An 18,269-nucleotide genomic window follows, 5' to 3' on the forward strand; every position below is an offset into this window, starting at 1 on the left:
TTTTTAATACTTCTAATAACTCGTCACCCAAGCAATTGTTACTGACACCTTGAAAACTAATCTTACTATCCCCAGATCTATTATCATTAACGATGCCGGCTAATCGTCGGAGCTGAATCAAAGAGGGTTTAACGTGACAACTATTGTATCTGTTCGTCGTAACGATAAAGTCGTAATTGCAGGTGATGGTCAAGTGTCACTTGGCAATACCGTAATGAAAGGCAACGCTCGCAAAGTTCGTCGCCTCTATAATGATAAAGTACTCGCTGGTTTTGCTGGCGGCACCGCTGATGCTTTTACTTTATTTGAACGTTTCGAGCGCAAGTTAGAAATGCATCAAGGTCACTTATTAAAATCTGCGGTTGAATTAGCCAAGGATTGGCGTACTGATCGCGCTCTACGTAAACTAGAAGCACTATTAGTTGTTGCTGATGAAACCGGTTCATTAATCATTACCGGTAATGGTGATGTGGTGCAACCAGAACATGATTTAGTCGCTATTGGCTCTGGCGGTAATTTCGCTCAAGCCGCGGCGATTGCCCTATTAGAAAATACCGATCTTAGCGCCCGTGAAATTGCAGAAAAAGCGCTAAATATTGCTGGTGATATTTGTGTGTTTACCAACCACAATCACACTATTGAAGAACTAGAAACTAAGTCTAAGTAAGGAAGTTGCAATGTCTGAGATGACTCCTCGCGAAATCGTTCATGAGCTTGACCGCCATATTATCGGCCAAGACAAAGCCAAGCGAGCTGTTGCGATAGCACTGCGTAACCGCTGGCGTCGTATGCAGCTTCCTGAAGAGCTGCGAGTAGAAGTTACCCCTAAAAATATTCTAATGATTGGTCCAACGGGTGTTGGTAAAACTGAAATCGCCCGTCGTTTAGCGAAGTTAGCTAATGCGCCATTCATTAAAGTTGAAGCGACTAAATTCACTGAAGTTGGTTATGTTGGTAAAGAAGTCGAAACTATTATTCGTGACCTTACCGATGTTGCTGTCAAAATGGTGCATCAGCAGGCAACAGAAAAAGTCCGTTTTCACGCTGAAGAATTAGCTGAAGAGCGTATTCTTGATGTGCTATTGCCGCCAGCTCGTGACGCGTGGGGACAAAACGAAGAAGCACCAACAGAATCCACCACTCGTCAATCTTTCCGTAAGAAATTACGTGAAGGTAAGCTTGATGATAAAGAAATCGAGATTGATGTTGCAGCGCCACAAATGGGCGTTGAAATCATGGCGCCTCCTGGTATGGAAGAAATGACTAACCAGTTACAAGGTATGTTCCAAAATCTTGCTGGCAACACCAGTAAAAAACGCAAAATGAAAATCAAAGATGCGTTAAAAGCAGCAACTGAAGAAGAAGCGGCTAAACTGGTAAACCAAGAAGAATTAAAAGAACAAGCCATTTTCGCGGTTGAAAATAACGGTATCGTGTTTATCGATGAGATCGATAAAATCTGTAAACGTGGTGAATCATCAGGCCCAGATGTTTCGCGTGAAGGTGTGCAGCGCGACCTACTGCCATTAGTAGAAGGCAGCACGGTATCAACTAAACACGGTATGGTTAAAACAGACCACATTCTGTTTGTTGCATCAGGCGCATTCCAAGTTGCTAAACCATCAGATTTAATTCCTGAATTACAAGGTCGTTTGCCAATCCGTGTTGAACTAGAAGCACTGACGAGCCATGACTTTAAACGTATTCTTACTGAGCCAAAAGCATCACTAACTCAACAATATGTGGCGTTAATGGCAACAGAATCAGTTGAAATCGAATTTACTCCAGCTGGTGTTGATAGCTTGGCCGAAGCGGCATGGCAAGTAAATGAGCGCACAGAGAACATTGGTGCTCGTCGTTTACACACGGTAATGGAACGCTTAATGGAAGAAATTTCTTATGATGCTAGCGAAAAATCTGGCGAGAAATTCCAGATAGATGATGCTTACGTACAAGCACGCTTAGGTGAGTTTGTTACCGATGAAGATCTAAGCCGCTTCATTCTATAATCATCCTAACACCATTATTACCCCTTCAAAACGGTGCGTTATATCGCACCGTTTTTTTTTATTTTATAACGAGCATTGATGGGATAAATTTGCGCATGACCAAATTTACGCCATAATAGCTTTCAATATTCACTTTAAGTATCTAATTTATGAACCCACCTTCTTCACTGACAATTTGGTTAGATGCCGCAAGACCAAAAACCTTACCCCTCGCCATTGCGTCCATTTTATGTGGTAGCGCAGTCGCTGAATGGCACGGCACCTTTTCAGCAACCATTGCGGCACTGGCTTTATTAACGGCGCTTTTATTGCAAATCCTATCTAACCTTGCCAATGATTATGGTGATGCCGTTAAAGGCACAGATAACGATGATCGCTTAGGCCCTCAACGAGCAATGCAATCAGGTTTAGTTACCGCTGCAACCATGCGCAAAGCAATGTTCATTAATATTATTCTCACGGCTATCAGTGGCTTAACATTAATTTTAATTTCATGTAAGAACCCCCATGATATCGTCGGCTTTTTAGTTCTAGGATTGTTAGCGATTGCCGCGTCAATTGCCTATACCGTCGGCAATAAACCTTATGGTTATCGTGGCCTTGGCGATCTCTCTGTCTTGATCTTTTTCGGATGGTTAGGTGTTGCAGGTACCTATTACTTACAAGCCGGACAAATTGATGCATTGATCATGCTGCCGGCGACAGCGTGTGGCTTATTAGCCGTTGGCGTACTTAATATCAACAACTTACGCGATATTGATAATGATAAAGCCTGTGGAAAGCAAACATTAGTGGTGCGTATGGGTCCACAATGGGGACGTAAATATCATCTTTTCTTGCTTAGCGCGAGTGTAGTGTGCTTTAGTTTATTTGCATTATTTGAAGTTAAATCACTGTTTGGATGGTTATTTATTCTCAGTTTACCACTGCTGATTAACCATGGTCGCCAAGTATATAACTCAACTAATGGCGCTGCACTAAGACCGATGATGGCAACCATTGTTAAGTGTGCCCTAATCACTAATCTGCTGTTTGCGATTGGTATGATACTGGCCTAATGGCAGACCAAAATTATAACGACAACAACTTACTTTTGTTTTTTACTACCGATAAGAAGCTAACCTATGGAATATAATACCTCTGAACTGTGTGATATTTATCTCGATCAAGTTGATGTGGTTGAACCTATGTTCAGCTCTTACGGTGGTCGAAACTCATTTAGTGGCCAAGTCACCACTATAAAATGTTTTGAATATAATGGTCTTATTCATGATGTTTTAGCTCAAGCTGGGGCAGGAAGAATACTATTAATCGATGGTGGTGGCTCATTACGTCGTGCTTTAATCGATATCGATTTAGCCCAATTGGCTGTAGAAAATCAGTGGGAAGGGTTAATTATTTATGGCTGTGTACGCCATGTTGATGAACTCGATCAGCTTGATATTGGTATTCAGGCATTAGCTGCTATTCCTGTGGGAGCCGATCAACAAACGATAGGTGAAGTTGATGTCGCTGTTAATTTTGGTGGCGTGACATTTTTACCAGAAGATTATATTTATGCGGATAATACTGGCGTAATTTTATCCCCAGAAGCCTTAGAACTCGATTAGTCGATCACACAAGATACACCACCAACAAATAAAAAATCGGCTCGGTATATTTCCTTTTAAAGGATGATATACCGAGCCGATAATCGTATTAAACTAAAGCGAAGCTTATTCTACGCTTTCCATTTTACCTAGTAGTGTACGTACGCGATCTTGCCATACGTTGTGCTCACCACGTAGCTTTTCGTTCTCTTGAGCAAGCGTCTCACGACCAGAACGTAGTTCTTGTGCTTCCATAGCTAGGCTATCATTTTTTTCTTGTAATTCATCAATTTCCATTTGTAGCAAAGAAATTGAATCCACAGCCATTTGAACTTTGGCTTCCAATTTTTCCAACATTTCTAGAGACATATTGTTCACCTGATCTATGCCCATATATTTACCCAAACAATTGCAGGTAATCTCTATGAGCTGGGTTATATATACTTAGCTGCTATTCTAGCGAGGCAATGGCTCGCTGACATCTACATTTCCATTGCATTAGTGCAAATGAATAAAAATCATACAAGTCTGATATAAATTTTGCAAAGACTGCTGACATGGCACTAATTTAACGATTAAAAACCGTAAAATTTAGCCAGCTTCACCTCATTTACATCACTTAATTACACTTCATATTCGCCGACAATAAGGTGATATCTGCGAACTATCACAAATTCTATACCACATTACCATGATAATTTAGCGCCACAATTTTATATTCCACCACAGCGACAATTCTTCTGCCCACAACGCTATCAATAATACCGCGTTCAATGATCTCAACCAGTCTAAATGACAATAAAAAGCCACCAGGCGCTCACTTTGGAAAACATTTCATGCTCGAACGCACATTTATAAGTCGTTATGATTTTAAAAAAAAGTAATTATTGTAAATTATCCAGCATAAAAATAACCAAATACCCTACATCCCATCAAAAGGACTGACAATATGACAAGTTCCAAACCTAATGCGCTCGTCGGAGAATGTTTAGCGGAATTTATCGGTACTGGGCTACTGATATTTTTTGGTGTTGGCTGTGTTGCGGCAATGAAATTAGCCGGCGCAGATTTTGGTCAATGGGAAATAAGTATCATGTGGGGGCTGGGTGTTGCCATTGCTATTTATGTCACCGCTGGCGTGTCAGGCGCACACTTAAACCCTGCGGTAACCCTTGCACTCGCCAGTTTTCATGGTTTTAATAAACGCAAAGTTGTGCCCTATATTCTGGCGCAATTATTAGGAGCATTTGCTGCAGCTGCATTGGTTTATACTCTATACAGCGATCTTTTTACTGATTATGAAACCAGCCATAATATTGTTCGTGGTACTGTTGCTAGCCTTGATACCGCTTCTATTTTTTCAACCTTTCCTCACCCTTCTTTGAGTTTTAGCGGTGCATTTGCGGTTGAGTTCACCATTACCGCTGTCTTGATGTTTGCTATTTTAGCCATTGGCGATGATAAAAATGGTGCTCCTCGTGGCGCAATGGGACCCTTATTAATTGGTTTATTAATTGCGGTAATTGGTGGCTCACTAGGACCTCTAACCGGCTTTGCAATGAACCCTGCACGTGATTTTGGCCCTAAGCTACTGACCTTCTTTGCGGGTTGGGACAATGTTGCTTTAACGGGCGCTAAAGATATCCCTTACTTTATCGTCCCAATAATCGCCCCTATTTGTGGCGCACTATTTGGTGGTTGGGCCTACCCTAAATTGATGGGAATTTACTTGCCAGGTAATAAATGTACTCTACCCAATAAATGTCAAAATACGGCTGATACCCCCAAAGCTGAAGCATAATATTTTATTCGACAACAGGCTTCAGCCTCGGTAATTACCCAGCTCTTAGCCACAATCTACTCTACTATAATAAAGATAACGAGGAACAAATCATGACTACTGAACGAAAATATATTGTCGCGCTAGATCAAGGTACCACCAGCTCGCGCGCAGTGGTACTTGATCACAATGCCAATATCGTTTGTTCGTCACAACGCGAATTTACTCAAATCTACCCTAAAGCAGGTTGGGTTGAGCATGATCCTCTAGAAATTTACGCAACCCAAAGTTCCACCATGGTGGAGGCATTAGCCAAAGCGGGCATTCGTAGTGATCAAGTCGCTGCGATTGGCATTACTAACCAACGTGAAACCACCATTGTATGGAACAAAAAAACCGGAAAACCGGTTTATAACGCAATTGTATGGCAGTGTCGCCGTACTGCTGATATGTGCGAAGAGTTAAAACAACAAGGCTTAACTGATTATATTCGTGAAACTACAGGCTTAGTGGTTGATCCGTACTTCTCTGGCACCAAAGTAAAATGGATCCTTGATAATGTCGAAGGAGCACGTGAACAAGCAGAAGCGGGTGAGTTATTATTTGGTACCGTTGATACATGGCTAATTTGGAAAATGACTCAAGGCCGTGTATTTGTCACTGATTACACTAACGCATCTCGCACTATGCTATTTAATATCAATACCTTGCAGTGGGATGAAAAGCTACTCAGCGCTCTCAATATTCCACTCTCAATGATGCCGGAGGTCAAAGCTTCTTCAGAAGTCTACGGCCAAACCAACATTGGTGGTAAAGGCGGTACTCGTATTCCAATTGCTGGTATTGCAGGCGATCAACAAGCGGCTTTATTTGGCCAAATGTGTGTCTCAGCAGGACAAGCAAAAAACACTTATGGCACTGGTTGTTTCTTGCTAATGAACACAGGCAAAGAAAAAGTCACTTCACAAAATGGTTTATTAACGACCCTTGCTTGTGGCCCTAAAGGTGATGTCGCTTATGCCCTTGAAGGTGCAGTATTTATGGGTGGCGCATCGATTCAATGGCTACGAGATGAAGTGAAATTACTCAGCGACGCCAATGATTCAGAGTATTTTGCTGAAAAAGTCGGCAGTGCTAATGGCGTCTATGTCGTTCCTGCTTTTACCGGTTTAGGCGCACCTTATTGGGATCCGTATGCGCGTGGCGCGATTGTTGGCTTAACTCGCGGTGTTAACTCTAATCATATTATTCGCGCCACACTTGAAAGTGTTGCCTATCAAACCCGTGATGTACTTGATGCGATGCAAGCAGACTCTGGAATTAAACTCGATGTATTACGTGTTGATGGCGGCGCTGTTGCCAATAACTTCTTAATGCAATTTCAATCAGATATCTTAGCTACTGAAGTTCATCGCCCTGTTGTTACTGAAGTGACCGCACTTGGCGCGGCTTATTTAGCTGGGCTAGCAATTGGATTTTGGGACAGCATTGATGAGCTTAAACATAAATCACAATTAGATCGCAGCTTCACTCCATGTAGTGACGATAAAAAACGTAATCGCCGTTACCGTGGCTGGCAACGTGCAGTTGAATGCGCTAAAGGTTGGGCATTTGACGAAGATGATGAAGATGATGACGCATAATCATCGCTAATCCATTTTCAGGCCTGCTCACTCTAGCAGGCCTTTTTATTTTGTTGCTACCACATAATGCTGATTGTGTTGCGTTAGATCATCAACCACTAGGGTCTACAATCTAATTTCCCACCGTGTTAAGAAGTCAATTATGCTAGAATTTACCCTGATTTTTTAAACCTTTGCATCCACCAATTTCTATATCTGGAGTTATCATGAAAGGCGATTTAGCAATAGCATTTGCTCGTGTTACCGAAGGCGCAGCCCTTGCTGGTCATAAATGGTTAGGCCGTGGCGATAAAATTGCAGCTGACAATGCGGCTGTCGAAGTGATGCGCACTCTGCTTAATCACACTAATATAAATGGCGAAATTGTTATTGGTGAAGGTGAAATTGATGAAGCACCAATGCTCTATATTGGTGAGCATGTAGGTTGTGGTGGCTGCGCGGTTGATATCGCCGTTGATCCGATTGAAGGTACTCGCATGACGGCAATGGGACAAAACAATGCCCTTGCGGTACTGGCTGCAGGTGAAAAAGGTAGCCTATTAAAAGCACCAGATATGTACATGGAAAAATTAGTAGTTGGCCCACAAGCAAAAGGGGTTATCGATCTTGATAAGCCATTAGCTGACAACCTTGCAGCGATTGCCAACGCACTGAATAAACCCTTGAGTGAATTAGTGGTGACGGTTCTTGCTAAACCTCGTCACGATCAATTAATCACTGACATGCACGCTATGGGTGTGCGCGTATTTGCTTTCCCTGATGGCGATGTTGCAGCCTCTATTCTTACTTGCATGCCTGAAAGTGATGTCGACGTGATGTACTGCATTGGCGGTGCACCAGAAGGTGTTGTTTCTGCTGCTGCTATTCGTGCCCTCGGGGGCGATATGCAAGGCCGTTTATTACCTCGTCACCATGTAAAAGGCGATAACGAAGAGAACCGTCGTTTAGGCGAGATGGAAATTCGTCGCTGTAGTGAAATGGGCATTGAGCCGCACAAATTACTGCGTCTTGAAGACATGGCACGCAGTAACGATGTCATCTTTGCCGGTACCGGTATTACTAAAGGTGATTTGGTCGCTGGTATTCAACGCCAAGGCAATATTGCAACCACAGAAACGCTACTTATTAGTGGTCAATGTGGCACCCTCCGTCGTATTACATCCAATTACGATCTTACTCGTCAGAATGATGCAGTTAAGCAACACACGTTATAACGACGATCAAGTTGACCATAAAAAATGCACTACGGTGCATTTTTTATGCCTGTCACAGCATACTGGTTGCGCTTTCTCTAGTAACAGACACCACTCTTAAACCTAAGAAGTCCTACTTTTAACGCACTATTACATTGTAAAGATATTGCTTTATTTAATAAGCTGATCCCATAATATAATAAGAGCAGCAATAATGACTGATTATGAAAACTATCGAAAAAATCCTCTATCACATCAAATGCGATGGTCCAGTTACCGCTAAAGTATTAGCTGATAAATTTCAGTTAACCACTATGGGTATTCGTCAACATTTACAGGCGATGGAAGAACAAGGGTTAGTCGATGCTTATGACGTAAAAGTCAAAGTCGGCCGTCCAACCCGCCATTGGCAACTGACTTCTCAAGGCCACCAACACTTTAGTGATCACCACTCTGAACTAGCAGTACAAACGCTTGATGCGGTAAATGATTTATTTGGTCCTCAAGGCTTACAAGCAATCATCAATAAACGCGAGCAACAGACACTAACACACTATCAAACAGCCATTGCTGATTGCCCTGATTTAAAAGCTAAGCTCGTCGTACTGGCAGAGTTGCGTCAACGTGATGGTTATATGGCAGAGCTTATTTGCGATGATAACGGCTTTTTATTAGTTGAAAATCACTGTCCTATTTGTCTTGCAGCCACGCGATGTCCTTCTCTTTGTCAGTCTGAACTGGCTATTTTTCAACAATTATTAGGTGAAAATGCTGTTATCTACCGTCAAGAACACATTATTACAGGCCAAAGGCGCTGTGCTTATCGAATAACATCCAAATAACGAGGAGGCCACTATGGCTGATTGGATCCCTGCACAAGTTATTGCAAACCGTCACTGGAACCAAGATTTATTCAGTTTATCGCTACGCGCGAACATTGAGCCGTTTAAAGCGGGGCAATTTACTAAACTGGGAATAATGATCGGCGATAACTTGATCCAACGTGCCTACTCGTTTGTTAACCCCCCTCAACAAACCGATATTGAGATCTATGCCACTCGCGTTGCTGATGGTTTATTGTCACCACGATTACACGCTTTAAAAGCAGGCGACACTGTACAAATATCAGCGCGAGCAAGTGGCTTTTTTACCCTTGACGATATCGCCAATAGTCAGCATTTATGGCTGTTTGCAACTGGTACTGCCATTGGCCCTTACCTGTCAATTTTAGGTCAAAAAGACGTCTGGCATCGATACCGTAAAATTATTCTTATTCATGCGGTACGTTTTGCAGCAGATCTCAGTTATCAAGCTGAAATCAGTGCGCTCAAGCAGCAGTATGGTGATCAGTTAATTGTGCAACCCTTTGTCAGTCGCGAACCGGCACCATTGTGTTTAACCGGGCGTATTCCACAAGCCATTGCTGACGGATTATTAGAGCGCCATGTTGGCTTATACCTTAGTGCCGAAAACAGCCAGGTGATGCTATGTGGTAATCCACAAATGGTGCGTGATACAAAAGCAGTATTAGAGGCAAAAGGCTTAACAAAAAATCTTCGTCGAGCCCCAGGCCAAATTACTATGGAACATTATTGGTAACTGCATTAGTCATTGATTTTCTTGTTTCTGAGCCTGACTCATCAGGCTCATTATCAACAATAAGACAGCGCGATCCTGCCCTATCAGCTATCGTTAAAGATTAGGGATGAAATAAGGAGCCGCGTAATGCAATCACTGCCTGATTTTGACCAACTGATGCACCTCGCAGCAACAGATCCACAGCAATTTGCTTTATTACGCCAACGCTTAATTGACCAAGCGATCACTCAGGCAAGCGCTGCGATGCAACCCCGCTTACGTGCCCAACAGAGCCATATTGATCGGCTGATTAATCACGCGAGTAATCCACTCCATAGCAACATCCTGTTACAGCAAGAATTGCAACGTCAACTACAACGTTTTAGCCAAGCTCTGCAATCACACTCTCCGCCACAGCCTGCCCAAATACTGCCGTTCAAATGATCAAATTACTGTCGCCCCTTGGCAGCATATTCCGCCAAAACGTTACAAAAAATCGACAAGAAACTGCATATATTGAAATATTTTTCTATTTGTAGTTCACTTTTTGTCGCGAAAAGGGTACAACCAAGTACATTAATGATTTTGAACAGTAAAAATTCAGTTTCGGCTGGTATATTTTTACGTAGTTAATTAATTACGTCATTTAAATTTGGAGAAAAACTATGCGCCATCCTGTAGTTATGGGTAACTGGAAACTAAACGGCAGCAAAGAAATGGTTGTTGATCTACTAAACGGTCTTAACGCTGAACTTGAAGGTGTTACAGGCGTAGACGTTGCAGTTGCTCCACCAGCGCTTTTCGTTGACCTTGCTGAGCGTACGCTTACTGAAGCAGGCAGCGCGATCATCCTAGGTGCTCAAAACTCTGACCTACACAACAGCGGTGCATACACTGGCGACATGTCTCCAGCTATGCTTAAAGAATTTGGTGCTTCTCACATCATCATCGGTCACTCTGAGCGTCGTGAATACCACCACGAATCAGACGAGTTTGTAGCGCAAAAATTTGCTTTCCTAAAAGAAAATGGTCTAACACCTGTTCTTTGTATCGGTGAGTCAGAAGCACAAAACGAAGCGGGTGAAACTGTTGCTGTATGTGCTCGTCAAATCGACGCAGTTATCAACACTCAAGGTGTTGAAGCGCTTAACGGTGCGATCATCGCTTACGAACCAATCTGGGCTATCGGTACTGGTAAAGCGGCAACAGCTGAAGATGCACAACGCATTCACGCTCAAATCCGTGCTCACATTGCTGAAAAATCTGAAGAAGTTGCTAAGAACGTTGTTATCCAATACGGCGGTTCTGTTAAGCCAGAAAACGCTGCAGCTTACTTCGCACAACCAGACATCGATGGTGCGCTAGTTGGCGGTGCAGCACTTGACGCGAAAAGCTTTGCAGCTATCGCTAAAGCAGCAGCTGAAGCAAAAAAATAATCACACTTGATGATTAGATAAAATTAAGGTCACTTTTAAGTGGCCTTTTTTTACCACAAATATTAGCCTCTTCTAAAAATATCTCTAAAAACAGCATAAAAAAAGGCCGATAAAATTATCGACCTTCCTTATTTCAGTATCTTAATAACGTAATTTTAGAACAGCTTTTCAGCTAATTCATATAAATCGTTACGTACTGGACGACGCATATTTTCAATTGCATCGATGATGTCGTGGTGAACCAGTTTTTCACACTGAATACCCACACAACGACCACCTTCTCCTTGCTGAAGAAGATCAACCGCATAAGCACCCATACGTGATGCTAATACACGGTCAAACGCCGTTGGTTGACCACCACGTTGAATATGACCTAATACTGTTGCACGCGTTTCACGGCCAGTTTCAGTTTCGATAAATTTAGCCAGCGCATTAACGTCTGTCATTAATTCAGTGATAGCGATAATTGCGTGTTTTTTACCTTTCGCAATACCTTCATTGATATGCGTTAGTAACTTCTCTTTATCTAGGCCAGTTTCTGGTGTAATGATGTACTCACAGCCACCTGCAATTGCTGACATTAGCGTTAGATCACCACAGTGACGACCCATAACTTCAACGATAGAAATACGCTGATGAGAAGATGAGGTATCACGTAAACGGTCAATCGCATCAATTACAGTGTTCATTGCTGTCATGTAACCGATAGTGTAATCAGTACCCGCAACATCATTATCAATCGTGCCTGGAAGACCGATACATGGGTAACCCATTTCAGTCAACTTCTTTGCGCCCATGTATGAGCCATCACCACCGATAACAACTAATGCATCAATACCATGCAATTTTAGGTTTTCAATCGCTTTTTCACGAACTTCCACTTCACGGAATTCAGGAAAACGCGCCGAACCTAAAAATGTGCCGCCTTTGTTGATCACATCAGATACACTTTGACGATCTAGCTTTTTAATACAGTTGTTATATAGGCCTTGGTAGCCATCATAAATACCGTAAACTTCTAGACCTTCAGTCAACGCTGCACGAACTACGCCGCGAACCGCTGCATTCATACCAGGTGCGTCACCACCACTGGTCAAAACACCAATCTTCTTAATCATGGTTACCCTCTGACTTTGGGAATTGAAAAATCAAATCCAACACGATATACCAAGGTTCCCCCACTCGGTATCACAGTCGATGACGATCAAACTGTGTTCGTGAAAACTGAAACTTTCCTACTTATGTAGAAGTATTACAATTTTAATGAAATAGTTTGTTGATTCATATCACGCTAGCTCGTCACTTCCCCGTCGGCCAATACTTATAATCGGTCATTATGGTTATTTTTATATTTTTTTGAGTAAACCTATAATAACTAATAATAGGTGTCGACATTAATGATAGAGGAAATGATGGCGATAATTAATATCACGCAGTATAGCTGTTTTATAATAAAAATTAATAACAAAACCTATCATAAAAATACAATTACTGCCTTGTTCTGATGCCATTTATGACTAAAGAACTAAAAAAAACACCAAATAATAAACTTAATATCAAAAACAAAAAAAGCCATAGTAAAGACTATGGCTAATAAATACCTAACTCACCCTTAATTAGTGATGTCGTTTCGCTTCTAAACGCATATGATGTTTTTCTGCTTGCTGTTGCTTAAGCTCAACATACTTTTGCTTTTGCTCTGGCGTTAGAATATTAAGCATTTTATGACGCTGCTCTAACATCGCAACTCGACGCTCAACCTGCTGTTGAGACATTTTCTCAGCCACAGCACGTACAGCTGACTCATCAAAATTACTCGCTAACACTAACTTTTCAAGTTGCTGCTGCTCAGCCTGCATCAGTTTACGGTTTTCAGCACGTTGTGCTTGGAATTCACTGCGATTAGCTTGACGCAAAGTTTTCATTTGTTGTTTTTGCGTCGCGGTAAGATCTAACTGGCTAAACAACTTACCGCCATGATGGCCTTTTTTCATTTCATGATGATGTTCTTGACCAGCAAAGGCTGACATTGAACCTAGCGCTAATGGTAATGCCATCGCGATAACAATTGTTTTATTAAATAATTTCATTGTGGTTTCTCCAGCATTAGTATTTGATAAATTGCCATTCGGTATGGCTTGGTCGTTATCTTAACCTGTGGAAGGTAAAACGCTGTCTAGTAAACGTAAACTAGCGTAAAGCTGATACAGCTTAACTTGGCGTATACGCAAAGATTAGCGATACTAATGCCTCTTTAATTGGTTGATCGCATTACATAGTAGGACTTCACAATGGCAAAAATTCTCTTAGTCGATGACGATATAGAACTGACTGCGCTCCTTAAAGATATTCTTGAGCTTGAAGGATTTGAGGTTGAGGAAGCCAATAATGGCATTGAAGGACTACAAAAAGTCGATGCCAGCATTGATTTGATCTTACTGGATGTGATGATGCCAAAAATGAACGGTACTGAAATGTTGCGCCGTCTACGTGAAAAACACACCACACCAGTAATGATGCTGACCGCTAAAGGTGATGAAATAGATCGCGTACTTGGGCTTGAATTGGGTGCTGATGACTATTTACCAAAGCCGTTTAGCGACCGAGAACTACTTGCTCGTATGCGTGCAGTACTGCGCCGTACTCAAACAAATACTGACACCAAAGCCAGCAATAGCGAGTGTCTGGTTTATCAAGATCTCACTATTTACCCCGGTCGCCAGGAAGTCCTATATCACCAACAACCAATTGAAATGACTGGAACTGAATTAGCGTTATTAAGTTATTTTGTTCAACACCCAGGAAAAATCATAGCTAAAGAAGAGCTGAGCTTGGAAGTACTTGGCAAACGCTTAGCCCAATTTGATCGCGCAATTGATATGCATGTCTCAAACTTACGTAAGAAACTACCAGTACGTAGTGATGGTAAACCACTGATAAAAACCCTACGTGGTAAAGGCTATTTATTGGTTGAGGCTCAATAATGAGAGTGCCTGGTTTTACCCACCTTTATGGACGCATCTTTGCCATTTTCTGGACCACATTATTGGTGGTAGTGGTTGCACTGGTACTGATGTTTCAATATGACCCTCGCTCGGTACAACCGATTCCCGAACACCAATTGCAACGACTACAATCGCAAGCATCTCAAGTTAATCGGCGCCTAGAAAACCACCGTTCTCCTAACTATGCTAGGCTTATCAACCACGTAAAAACACTTACAAAACGCCGCGATAACCATAATAGTCAGCTCTATTTCACCACCGTTGAGGGTGATATTATTGCGCCACAAAAGCACACTAAAGCACTACGTAACTTCATTACCATTGCTGACAACCCCAATAAACCCAAACAACGTCTTTATGGGCGCTGGCTAATGGCTGGGCCGTTTATGATCACCACCGAACATCAACCACTGTATATGTATAGCGGTCAAGTTTGGCGAGGTGCACCACCATTTTTCATTCAAATAATGGATAAACCCTTTAAACTATTGTTGCTTACTATGCTGGTAAGCACACCATTTTTATTGTGGTTAGCTTGGGCTGTCACTCGTCCAGCACGACGCTTACAACAAGCTGCTGAGCGCGTTGCTCGCGGTGAATTTGCGGTAGATCCTAGCTTAGAGCAAGGACCACAAGAGTTTAAACAGGCTGGCGCCAGTTTTAATCAAATGGTTGATGCTTTAAATAATATTATTAGTGGTCAGCAACGGTTGTTATCTGATATTTCACATGAATTACGCTCGCCATTAACACGACTAAGAATGGCGACAGCACTGGCACAGCGTAAACAAGGCCAAAGCAGTGAATTATCTCGTATTGATACTGAAGCTGAGCGACTAGAAAAAATGATCAGCGAACTCTTAGAGCTGTCACGAATGCAAGTCAATAGCCACCAACAACAACAAATTATTGATGGTTATAGCTTATGGTATGAAATGTTAGAAGATGCCCGCTTTGAAGCCGAGCAACACCATAAGACCCTAACCTATCACCAACTTCAACATTGGCCACTAAAAGGCAATCCTAATTTGTTGATCAGTGCACTAGAGAACGTGATCCGCAATGCGATTAAATATGGTAATGATGTCATTGAGATTAATTTCACTCAGCAACAACAGCAATTGCTGATCACGATTGACGATAATGGCGAAGGCGTGCCAAATGATGAACTTGATGATATTTTCAGACCATTTTATCGCGTATCCACCGCGCGCGATCGTAGCAGTGGCGGTACCGGATTAGGACTTGCAATCACAGAAAGTGCTCTGCGTCAGCATAGTGGCAGCATCAAAGCAACCTCGAGCCCGCTAGGTGGATTACGGATCAGCATGACATTACCGCTGATCCGTTGAGCATCACCGAATTTAACAATAAAGATGATTGCTTGTTGACGTAGTGCTTGTCACAATATGCCATCTTTTTGCACCAAATAAGCAGAATAACTATGTTTGATATTGCGTTATATGAACCTGAAATCGCCCCTAACACTGGCAATATTATTCGCCTTAGCGCTAATTGTGGTGCCAATTTACATTTAATTGAACCGTTAGGGTTTGATTTAGAAGAAAAAAAATTGCGTCGTGCCGGTTTAGACTATCATGAACTCACCCATGTTTTTCGTCATAAAAACTTTGATGCTTTTATGGAGGCCATGGCGGGTCGACGTATTTTTGCCTGCACCACTAAAACAACTAACTACCATGTTAATGCCGAATTTGCTGAAGGTGATGTGTTGTTATTTGGCCCCGAAACACGTGGCTTACCGGCTGAATTTATTGCTAGTTTACCTCTCGAACAACGGTTACGTATTCCAATGCAACCTGATAGCCGTAGCTTAAACTTATCCAATGCAGTTGCTATTATTGCTTTTGAAGCATGGCGTCAATTAGATTTTGGTGGTGCTATTTAGCATTACTATTCATGTCCAAATATCAAAAAGGCGATCCTATGATCGCCTTTGTTAATATTACTATTCTGCTCTGAAATACGCAGCCTTAATCAATATTCTTAAAAATATCATCACTGCCATTAAACTGCTGATCCATTTCAGTCGCCGGTTTAGCTGTTTTTGGTCGACCAATAATAATCGCAGGCACACCAGCCACGGTAGTATGTGGCGGCACTGATTCTAATACCACAGAACACGCACCAATTTTAGCGCCGACCCCAACTTCAATATTACCTAGCACCTTAGCACCAGCACCTATCATCACGCCTTGGCGAATCTTAGGGTGGCGATCACCACTTTCTTTACCGGTACCACCTAAGGTTACATCCTGTAGAATCGATACTTCATCTTCAATAACGGCTGTTTCACCAATCACAATTCCCGTTGCATGGTCAAACATAATTCCACAGCCAATCTTTGCTGCAGGATGCACATCGACCTGACACGCTACCGAGATTTGATTTTGTAAATAGACAGCTAACGCTTTGCGATCTTGCTTCCACAGCCAATTCGCAACACGATACCCCTGTAGAGCATGACAGCCCTTTAGGTAAAGTAATGGAATAGAATAAGCATCAATCGCGGGATCGCGCTCAACAACCGCTCGAATATCACAAGCCGCAGCTTCAACGATATTACTATCACTAACGAAAGCTTCTTCTATTACTTCACGTACTGCCATCGCTGGCATTGATGGTGTTGCCAATTTATTGGCTAAGATATAACTCAATGCTGAAGCTAAATTTTCATGCTTGATAATAGTGGCATGATAAAAGCTGGCAAGCATAGGTTCTTGTTCTGCTTGCTGTCGTGCTTCTTGCTCAATCGCTAGCCATAATTGATATTGCTGACATTCCTTCACAAGTTCCTCGGCTTCACTCTCTATTGTAATCACTTCCACGACTATCAGCAGTCATGACTTCAGTAACAGCGGCGACTGACTAATTTTCCACAATCAAGCCACTGAACATTATTGTATTTTAGTACAGTTATAAAAAATAACGCGAGCCTAAGCTCGCGTTATTCAATAGATACCAGTTATCACCTACAACAAGCAACTTTATTCGTACTTTTTCTCACGTGCGAGTAAATCTTTTGCTGCTTCGCGTGCATCTTTACCAAGATAAAGCACTTGATAAATTTGCTCAGTAATTGGCATTTCAACTTGATGACGTTGAGCCAATAACCACACTTCTTTGGTATTACGATAACCTTCTACTGTCTGACCAATATCCTGTTGAGCTTGCTCGACACTACTACCGTGGCCGAGGGCTAAACCAAAACGACGATTACGTGATTGGTTATCAGTACATGTCAGTACTAAATCGCCTAAACCTGCCATTCCCATAAAGGTTTCAGGTTGCGCACCAAGTGCTGCGCCTAAGCGACACATTTCAGCCAAACCACGTGTGATAAGAGCTGTACGCGCATTAGCACCAAAACCAATACCGTCTGACATACCTGCACCAATTGCGATCACGTTTTTCACCGCACCGCCTAACTGCATACCAATAAAATCACTGTTGCTATAAACACGAAATGTCTTATCACAATGTATTTTTTGTTGTAGATCAGCTACAAAATCAGTATTCGGTGAAGATACGGCAATCGCGGTTGGCATACCTGCTGCTAATTCTTTTGCAAACGTAGGCCCTGACAACACCGCCAACGGTATTTTGTCGCCTAAAACTTCAACAGCGACGTCTTTCAATAAACGTCCGGTATTCGGTTCAAGCCCTTTTGTTGCCCAGCAAATACGAGAATCTGGACGTAAAAAAGGCTTCATTTGCGTAAGTACATTACCAAAAACATGGCTCGGTACTACCACTAACACATCACGGCTACCTGCAACGGCAGCTTGTAAATCTGAGGTTAGAATAAGCGAATCAGGAAAGCTTACTCCAGGAAGAAACGCTTCATTGGCACGATCGATTTCCAATTGCGCCATATGTTGAGGTTCATGCCCCCACAAAATGACATTGGCACCATTTCTGGCTAATGCAATTGCTAATGCTGTCCCGTAAGATCCAGCGCCTAACACTGCCATCGAAATCGTATTATTAACGTTCATCATATTGGTCACTTTTT

At 42.2% G+C, this 18,269-nt stretch carries 19 protein-coding genes; 14 read left to right on the forward strand and 5 right to left on the reverse strand.

What is annotated here, in order from left to right:
- The first annotated feature begins 133 nt into the window (after positions 1 to 133).
- From hslV to rraA, 4 genes are all read left to right on the forward strand, one after another.
- A complete protein-coding gene (hslV, locus tag PMAL9190_RS13645) occupies positions 134 to 667 on the forward strand; it encodes an ATP-dependent protease subunit HslV (RefSeq protein WP_045028916.1) in 534 nt (177 codons plus the stop codon).
- Between the two features lie 10 nt (positions 668 to 677).
- Positions 678 to 2,009: an ATP-dependent protease ATPase subunit HslU gene (gene hslU / locus PMAL9190_RS13650; protein ID WP_087845671.1), complete on the forward strand. Its 1,332-nt coding sequence runs from the start codon at positions 678 to 680 to the stop codon at positions 2,007 to 2,009.
- 149 nt (positions 2,010 to 2,158) lie between these two features.
- Positions 2,159 to 3,067, forward strand: coding sequence for a 1,4-dihydroxy-2-naphthoate polyprenyltransferase (locus PMAL9190_RS13655; protein WP_087845672.1), 909 nt, complete (start codon positions 2,159 to 2,161; stop codon positions 3,065 to 3,067).
- 66 nt (positions 3,068 to 3,133) lie between these two features.
- Complete coding sequence (gene rraA / locus PMAL9190_RS13660) at positions 3,134 to 3,619, forward strand: ribonuclease E activity regulator RraA (RefSeq protein ID WP_087845673.1); 486 nt, start codon at positions 3,134 to 3,136, stop codon at positions 3,617 to 3,619.
- A 105-nt stretch (positions 3,620 to 3,724) separates the two neighbouring features.
- Here rraA and zapB read toward each other — a convergent pair whose 3' ends face one another.
- Positions 3,725 to 3,967: a cell division protein ZapB gene (zapB, locus tag PMAL9190_RS13665; RefSeq protein ID WP_087845674.1), complete on the reverse strand. Its 243-nt coding sequence runs from the start codon at positions 3,965 to 3,967 to the stop codon at positions 3,725 to 3,727.
- Between the two features lie 580 nt (positions 3,968 to 4,547).
- On the opposite strand from zapB, the gene PMAL9190_RS13670 reads away from it, so the two are divergent.
- From PMAL9190_RS13670 to tpiA, 7 genes are all read left to right on the forward strand, one after another.
- Positions 4,548 to 5,399, forward strand: coding sequence for an MIP/aquaporin family protein (locus PMAL9190_RS13670; protein WP_087845675.1), 852 nt, complete (start codon positions 4,548 to 4,550; stop codon positions 5,397 to 5,399).
- Between the two features lie 92 nt (positions 5,400 to 5,491).
- Positions 5,492 to 7,021 carry a glycerol kinase GlpK gene (glpK, locus tag PMAL9190_RS13675; protein ID WP_087845676.1) on the forward strand — a complete coding sequence of 510 codons (1,530 nt, stop codon included), beginning with the start codon at positions 5,492 to 5,494 and terminating at the stop codon, positions 7,019 to 7,021.
- 206 nt (positions 7,022 to 7,227) lie between these two features.
- Complete coding sequence (gene glpX / locus PMAL9190_RS13680) at positions 7,228 to 8,235, forward strand: class II fructose-bisphosphatase (protein ID WP_087845677.1); 1,008 nt, start codon at positions 7,228 to 7,230, stop codon at positions 8,233 to 8,235.
- 203 nt (positions 8,236 to 8,438) lie between these two features.
- The gene (locus PMAL9190_RS13685; protein WP_087845678.1) at positions 8,439 to 9,056 is read left to right on the forward strand and encodes a helix-turn-helix transcriptional regulator; all 618 of its coding nucleotides are present in this window, start codon (positions 8,439 to 8,441) and stop codon (positions 9,054 to 9,056) included.
- A 13-nt stretch (positions 9,057 to 9,069) separates the two neighbouring features.
- The gene (locus tag PMAL9190_RS13690) at positions 9,070 to 9,813 is read left to right on the forward strand and encodes a ferredoxin--NADP reductase (protein WP_087845679.1); all 744 of its coding nucleotides are present in this window, start codon (positions 9,070 to 9,072) and stop codon (positions 9,811 to 9,813) included.
- A gap of 126 nt (positions 9,814 to 9,939) precedes the next feature.
- Positions 9,940 to 10,236, forward strand: coding sequence for a DUF3135 domain-containing protein (locus PMAL9190_RS13695; RefSeq protein ID WP_087845680.1), 297 nt, complete (start codon positions 9,940 to 9,942; stop codon positions 10,234 to 10,236).
- Between the two features lie 221 nt (positions 10,237 to 10,457).
- On the forward strand, positions 10,458 to 11,228 hold the full coding sequence (gene tpiA / locus PMAL9190_RS13700) for a triose-phosphate isomerase (RefSeq protein ID WP_087845681.1): 771 nt from the start codon (positions 10,458 to 10,460) through the stop codon (positions 11,226 to 11,228).
- Between the two features lie 155 nt (positions 11,229 to 11,383).
- Here the strand turns inward: tpiA and pfkA are convergent, their stop codons facing one another.
- Positions 11,384 to 12,346, reverse strand: coding sequence for a 6-phosphofructokinase (gene pfkA / locus PMAL9190_RS13705; protein WP_087845682.1), 963 nt, complete (start codon positions 12,344 to 12,346; stop codon positions 11,384 to 11,386).
- 498 nt (positions 12,347 to 12,844) lie between these two features.
- On the reverse strand, positions 12,845 to 13,318 hold the full coding sequence (locus PMAL9190_RS13710; RefSeq protein WP_087845683.1) for a CpxP family protein: 474 nt from the start codon (positions 13,316 to 13,318) through the stop codon (positions 12,845 to 12,847).
- Positions 13,319 to 13,519: 201 nt separating this feature from the next.
- Between PMAL9190_RS13710 and PMAL9190_RS13715 the strand changes: the two genes are divergently transcribed.
- From PMAL9190_RS13715 to PMAL9190_RS13725, 3 genes are all read left to right on the forward strand, one after another.
- Complete coding sequence (locus tag PMAL9190_RS13715; protein ID WP_087845684.1) at positions 13,520 to 14,212, forward strand: response regulator; 693 nt, start codon at positions 13,520 to 13,522, stop codon at positions 14,210 to 14,212.
- Complete coding sequence (gene cpxA / locus PMAL9190_RS13720) at positions 14,212 to 15,585, forward strand: envelope stress sensor histidine kinase CpxA (RefSeq protein WP_087845685.1); 1,374 nt, start codon at positions 14,212 to 14,214, stop codon at positions 15,583 to 15,585. The genes PMAL9190_RS13715 and cpxA overlap by 1 nt, the downstream gene beginning before the upstream one ends.
- Positions 15,586 to 15,677: 92 nt before the next feature.
- The gene (locus tag PMAL9190_RS13725) at positions 15,678 to 16,142 is read left to right on the forward strand and encodes a tRNA (cytidine(34)-2'-O)-methyltransferase (protein ID WP_087845686.1); all 465 of its coding nucleotides are present in this window, start codon (positions 15,678 to 15,680) and stop codon (positions 16,140 to 16,142) included.
- Between the two features lie 85 nt (positions 16,143 to 16,227).
- Here PMAL9190_RS13725 and cysE read toward each other — a convergent pair whose 3' ends face one another.
- Both cysE and gpsA read right to left on the reverse strand, forming a co-directional pair.
- Complete coding sequence (cysE, locus tag PMAL9190_RS13730) at positions 16,228 to 17,043, reverse strand: serine O-acetyltransferase (RefSeq protein ID WP_087845687.1); 816 nt, start codon at positions 17,041 to 17,043, stop codon at positions 16,228 to 16,230.
- Between the two features lie 198 nt (positions 17,044 to 17,241).
- The gene (gpsA, locus tag PMAL9190_RS13735) at positions 17,242 to 18,255 is read right to left on the reverse strand and encodes an NAD(P)H-dependent glycerol-3-phosphate dehydrogenase (RefSeq protein ID WP_087845688.1); all 1,014 of its coding nucleotides are present in this window, start codon (positions 18,253 to 18,255) and stop codon (positions 17,242 to 17,244) included.
- Positions 18,256 to 18,269: the final 14 nt, after the last annotated feature.

Source organism: Photobacterium malacitanum (assembly GCF_900185615.1).
Lineage (GTDB): Bacteria > Pseudomonadota > Gammaproteobacteria > Enterobacterales > Vibrionaceae > Photobacterium > Photobacterium malacitanum.

Bases quoted from the DNA above. Each gene is read 5' to 3' on its own strand.
- hslU (WP_087845671.1), top strand. From the start codon at position 678: ATGTCTGAGATGACTCCTCGCGAAATCGTTCATGAGCTTGACCGCCAT.
- PMAL9190_RS13655 (WP_087845672.1), top strand. From the start codon at position 2,159: ATGAACCCACCTTCTTCACTGACAATTTGGTTAGATGCCGCAAGACCA.
- rraA (WP_087845673.1), top strand. From the start codon at position 3,134: ATGGAATATAATACCTCTGAACTGTGTGATATTTATCTCGATCAAGTT.
- zapB (WP_087845674.1), bottom strand. From the start codon at position 3,967: ATGTCTCTAGAAATGTTGGAAAAATTGGAAGCCAAAGTTCAAATGGCT.
- PMAL9190_RS13670 (WP_087845675.1), top strand. From the start codon at position 4,548: ATGACAAGTTCCAAACCTAATGCGCTCGTCGGAGAATGTTTAGCGGAA.
- glpK (WP_087845676.1), top strand. From the start codon at position 5,492: ATGACTACTGAACGAAAATATATTGTCGCGCTAGATCAAGGTACCACC.
- glpX (WP_087845677.1), top strand. From the start codon at position 7,228: ATGAAAGGCGATTTAGCAATAGCATTTGCTCGTGTTACCGAAGGCGCA.
- PMAL9190_RS13685 (WP_087845678.1), top strand. From the start codon at position 8,439: ATGAAAACTATCGAAAAAATCCTCTATCACATCAAATGCGATGGTCCA.
- PMAL9190_RS13690 (WP_087845679.1), top strand. From the start codon at position 9,070: ATGGCTGATTGGATCCCTGCACAAGTTATTGCAAACCGTCACTGGAAC.
- PMAL9190_RS13695 (WP_087845680.1), top strand. From the start codon at position 9,940: ATGCAATCACTGCCTGATTTTGACCAACTGATGCACCTCGCAGCAACA.
- tpiA (WP_087845681.1), top strand. From the start codon at position 10,458: ATGCGCCATCCTGTAGTTATGGGTAACTGGAAACTAAACGGCAGCAAA.
- pfkA (WP_087845682.1), bottom strand. From the start codon at position 12,346: ATGATTAAGAAGATTGGTGTTTTGACCAGTGGTGGTGACGCACCTGGT.
- PMAL9190_RS13710 (WP_087845683.1), bottom strand. From the start codon at position 13,318: ATGAAATTATTTAATAAAACAATTGTTATCGCGATGGCATTACCATTA.
- PMAL9190_RS13715 (WP_087845684.1), top strand. From the start codon at position 13,520: ATGGCAAAAATTCTCTTAGTCGATGACGATATAGAACTGACTGCGCTC.
- cpxA (WP_087845685.1), top strand. From the start codon at position 14,212: ATGAGAGTGCCTGGTTTTACCCACCTTTATGGACGCATCTTTGCCATT.
- PMAL9190_RS13725 (WP_087845686.1), top strand. From the start codon at position 15,678: ATGTTTGATATTGCGTTATATGAACCTGAAATCGCCCCTAACACTGGC.
- gpsA (WP_087845688.1), bottom strand. From the start codon at position 18,255: ATGATGAACGTTAATAATACGATTTCGATGGCAGTGTTAGGCGCTGGA.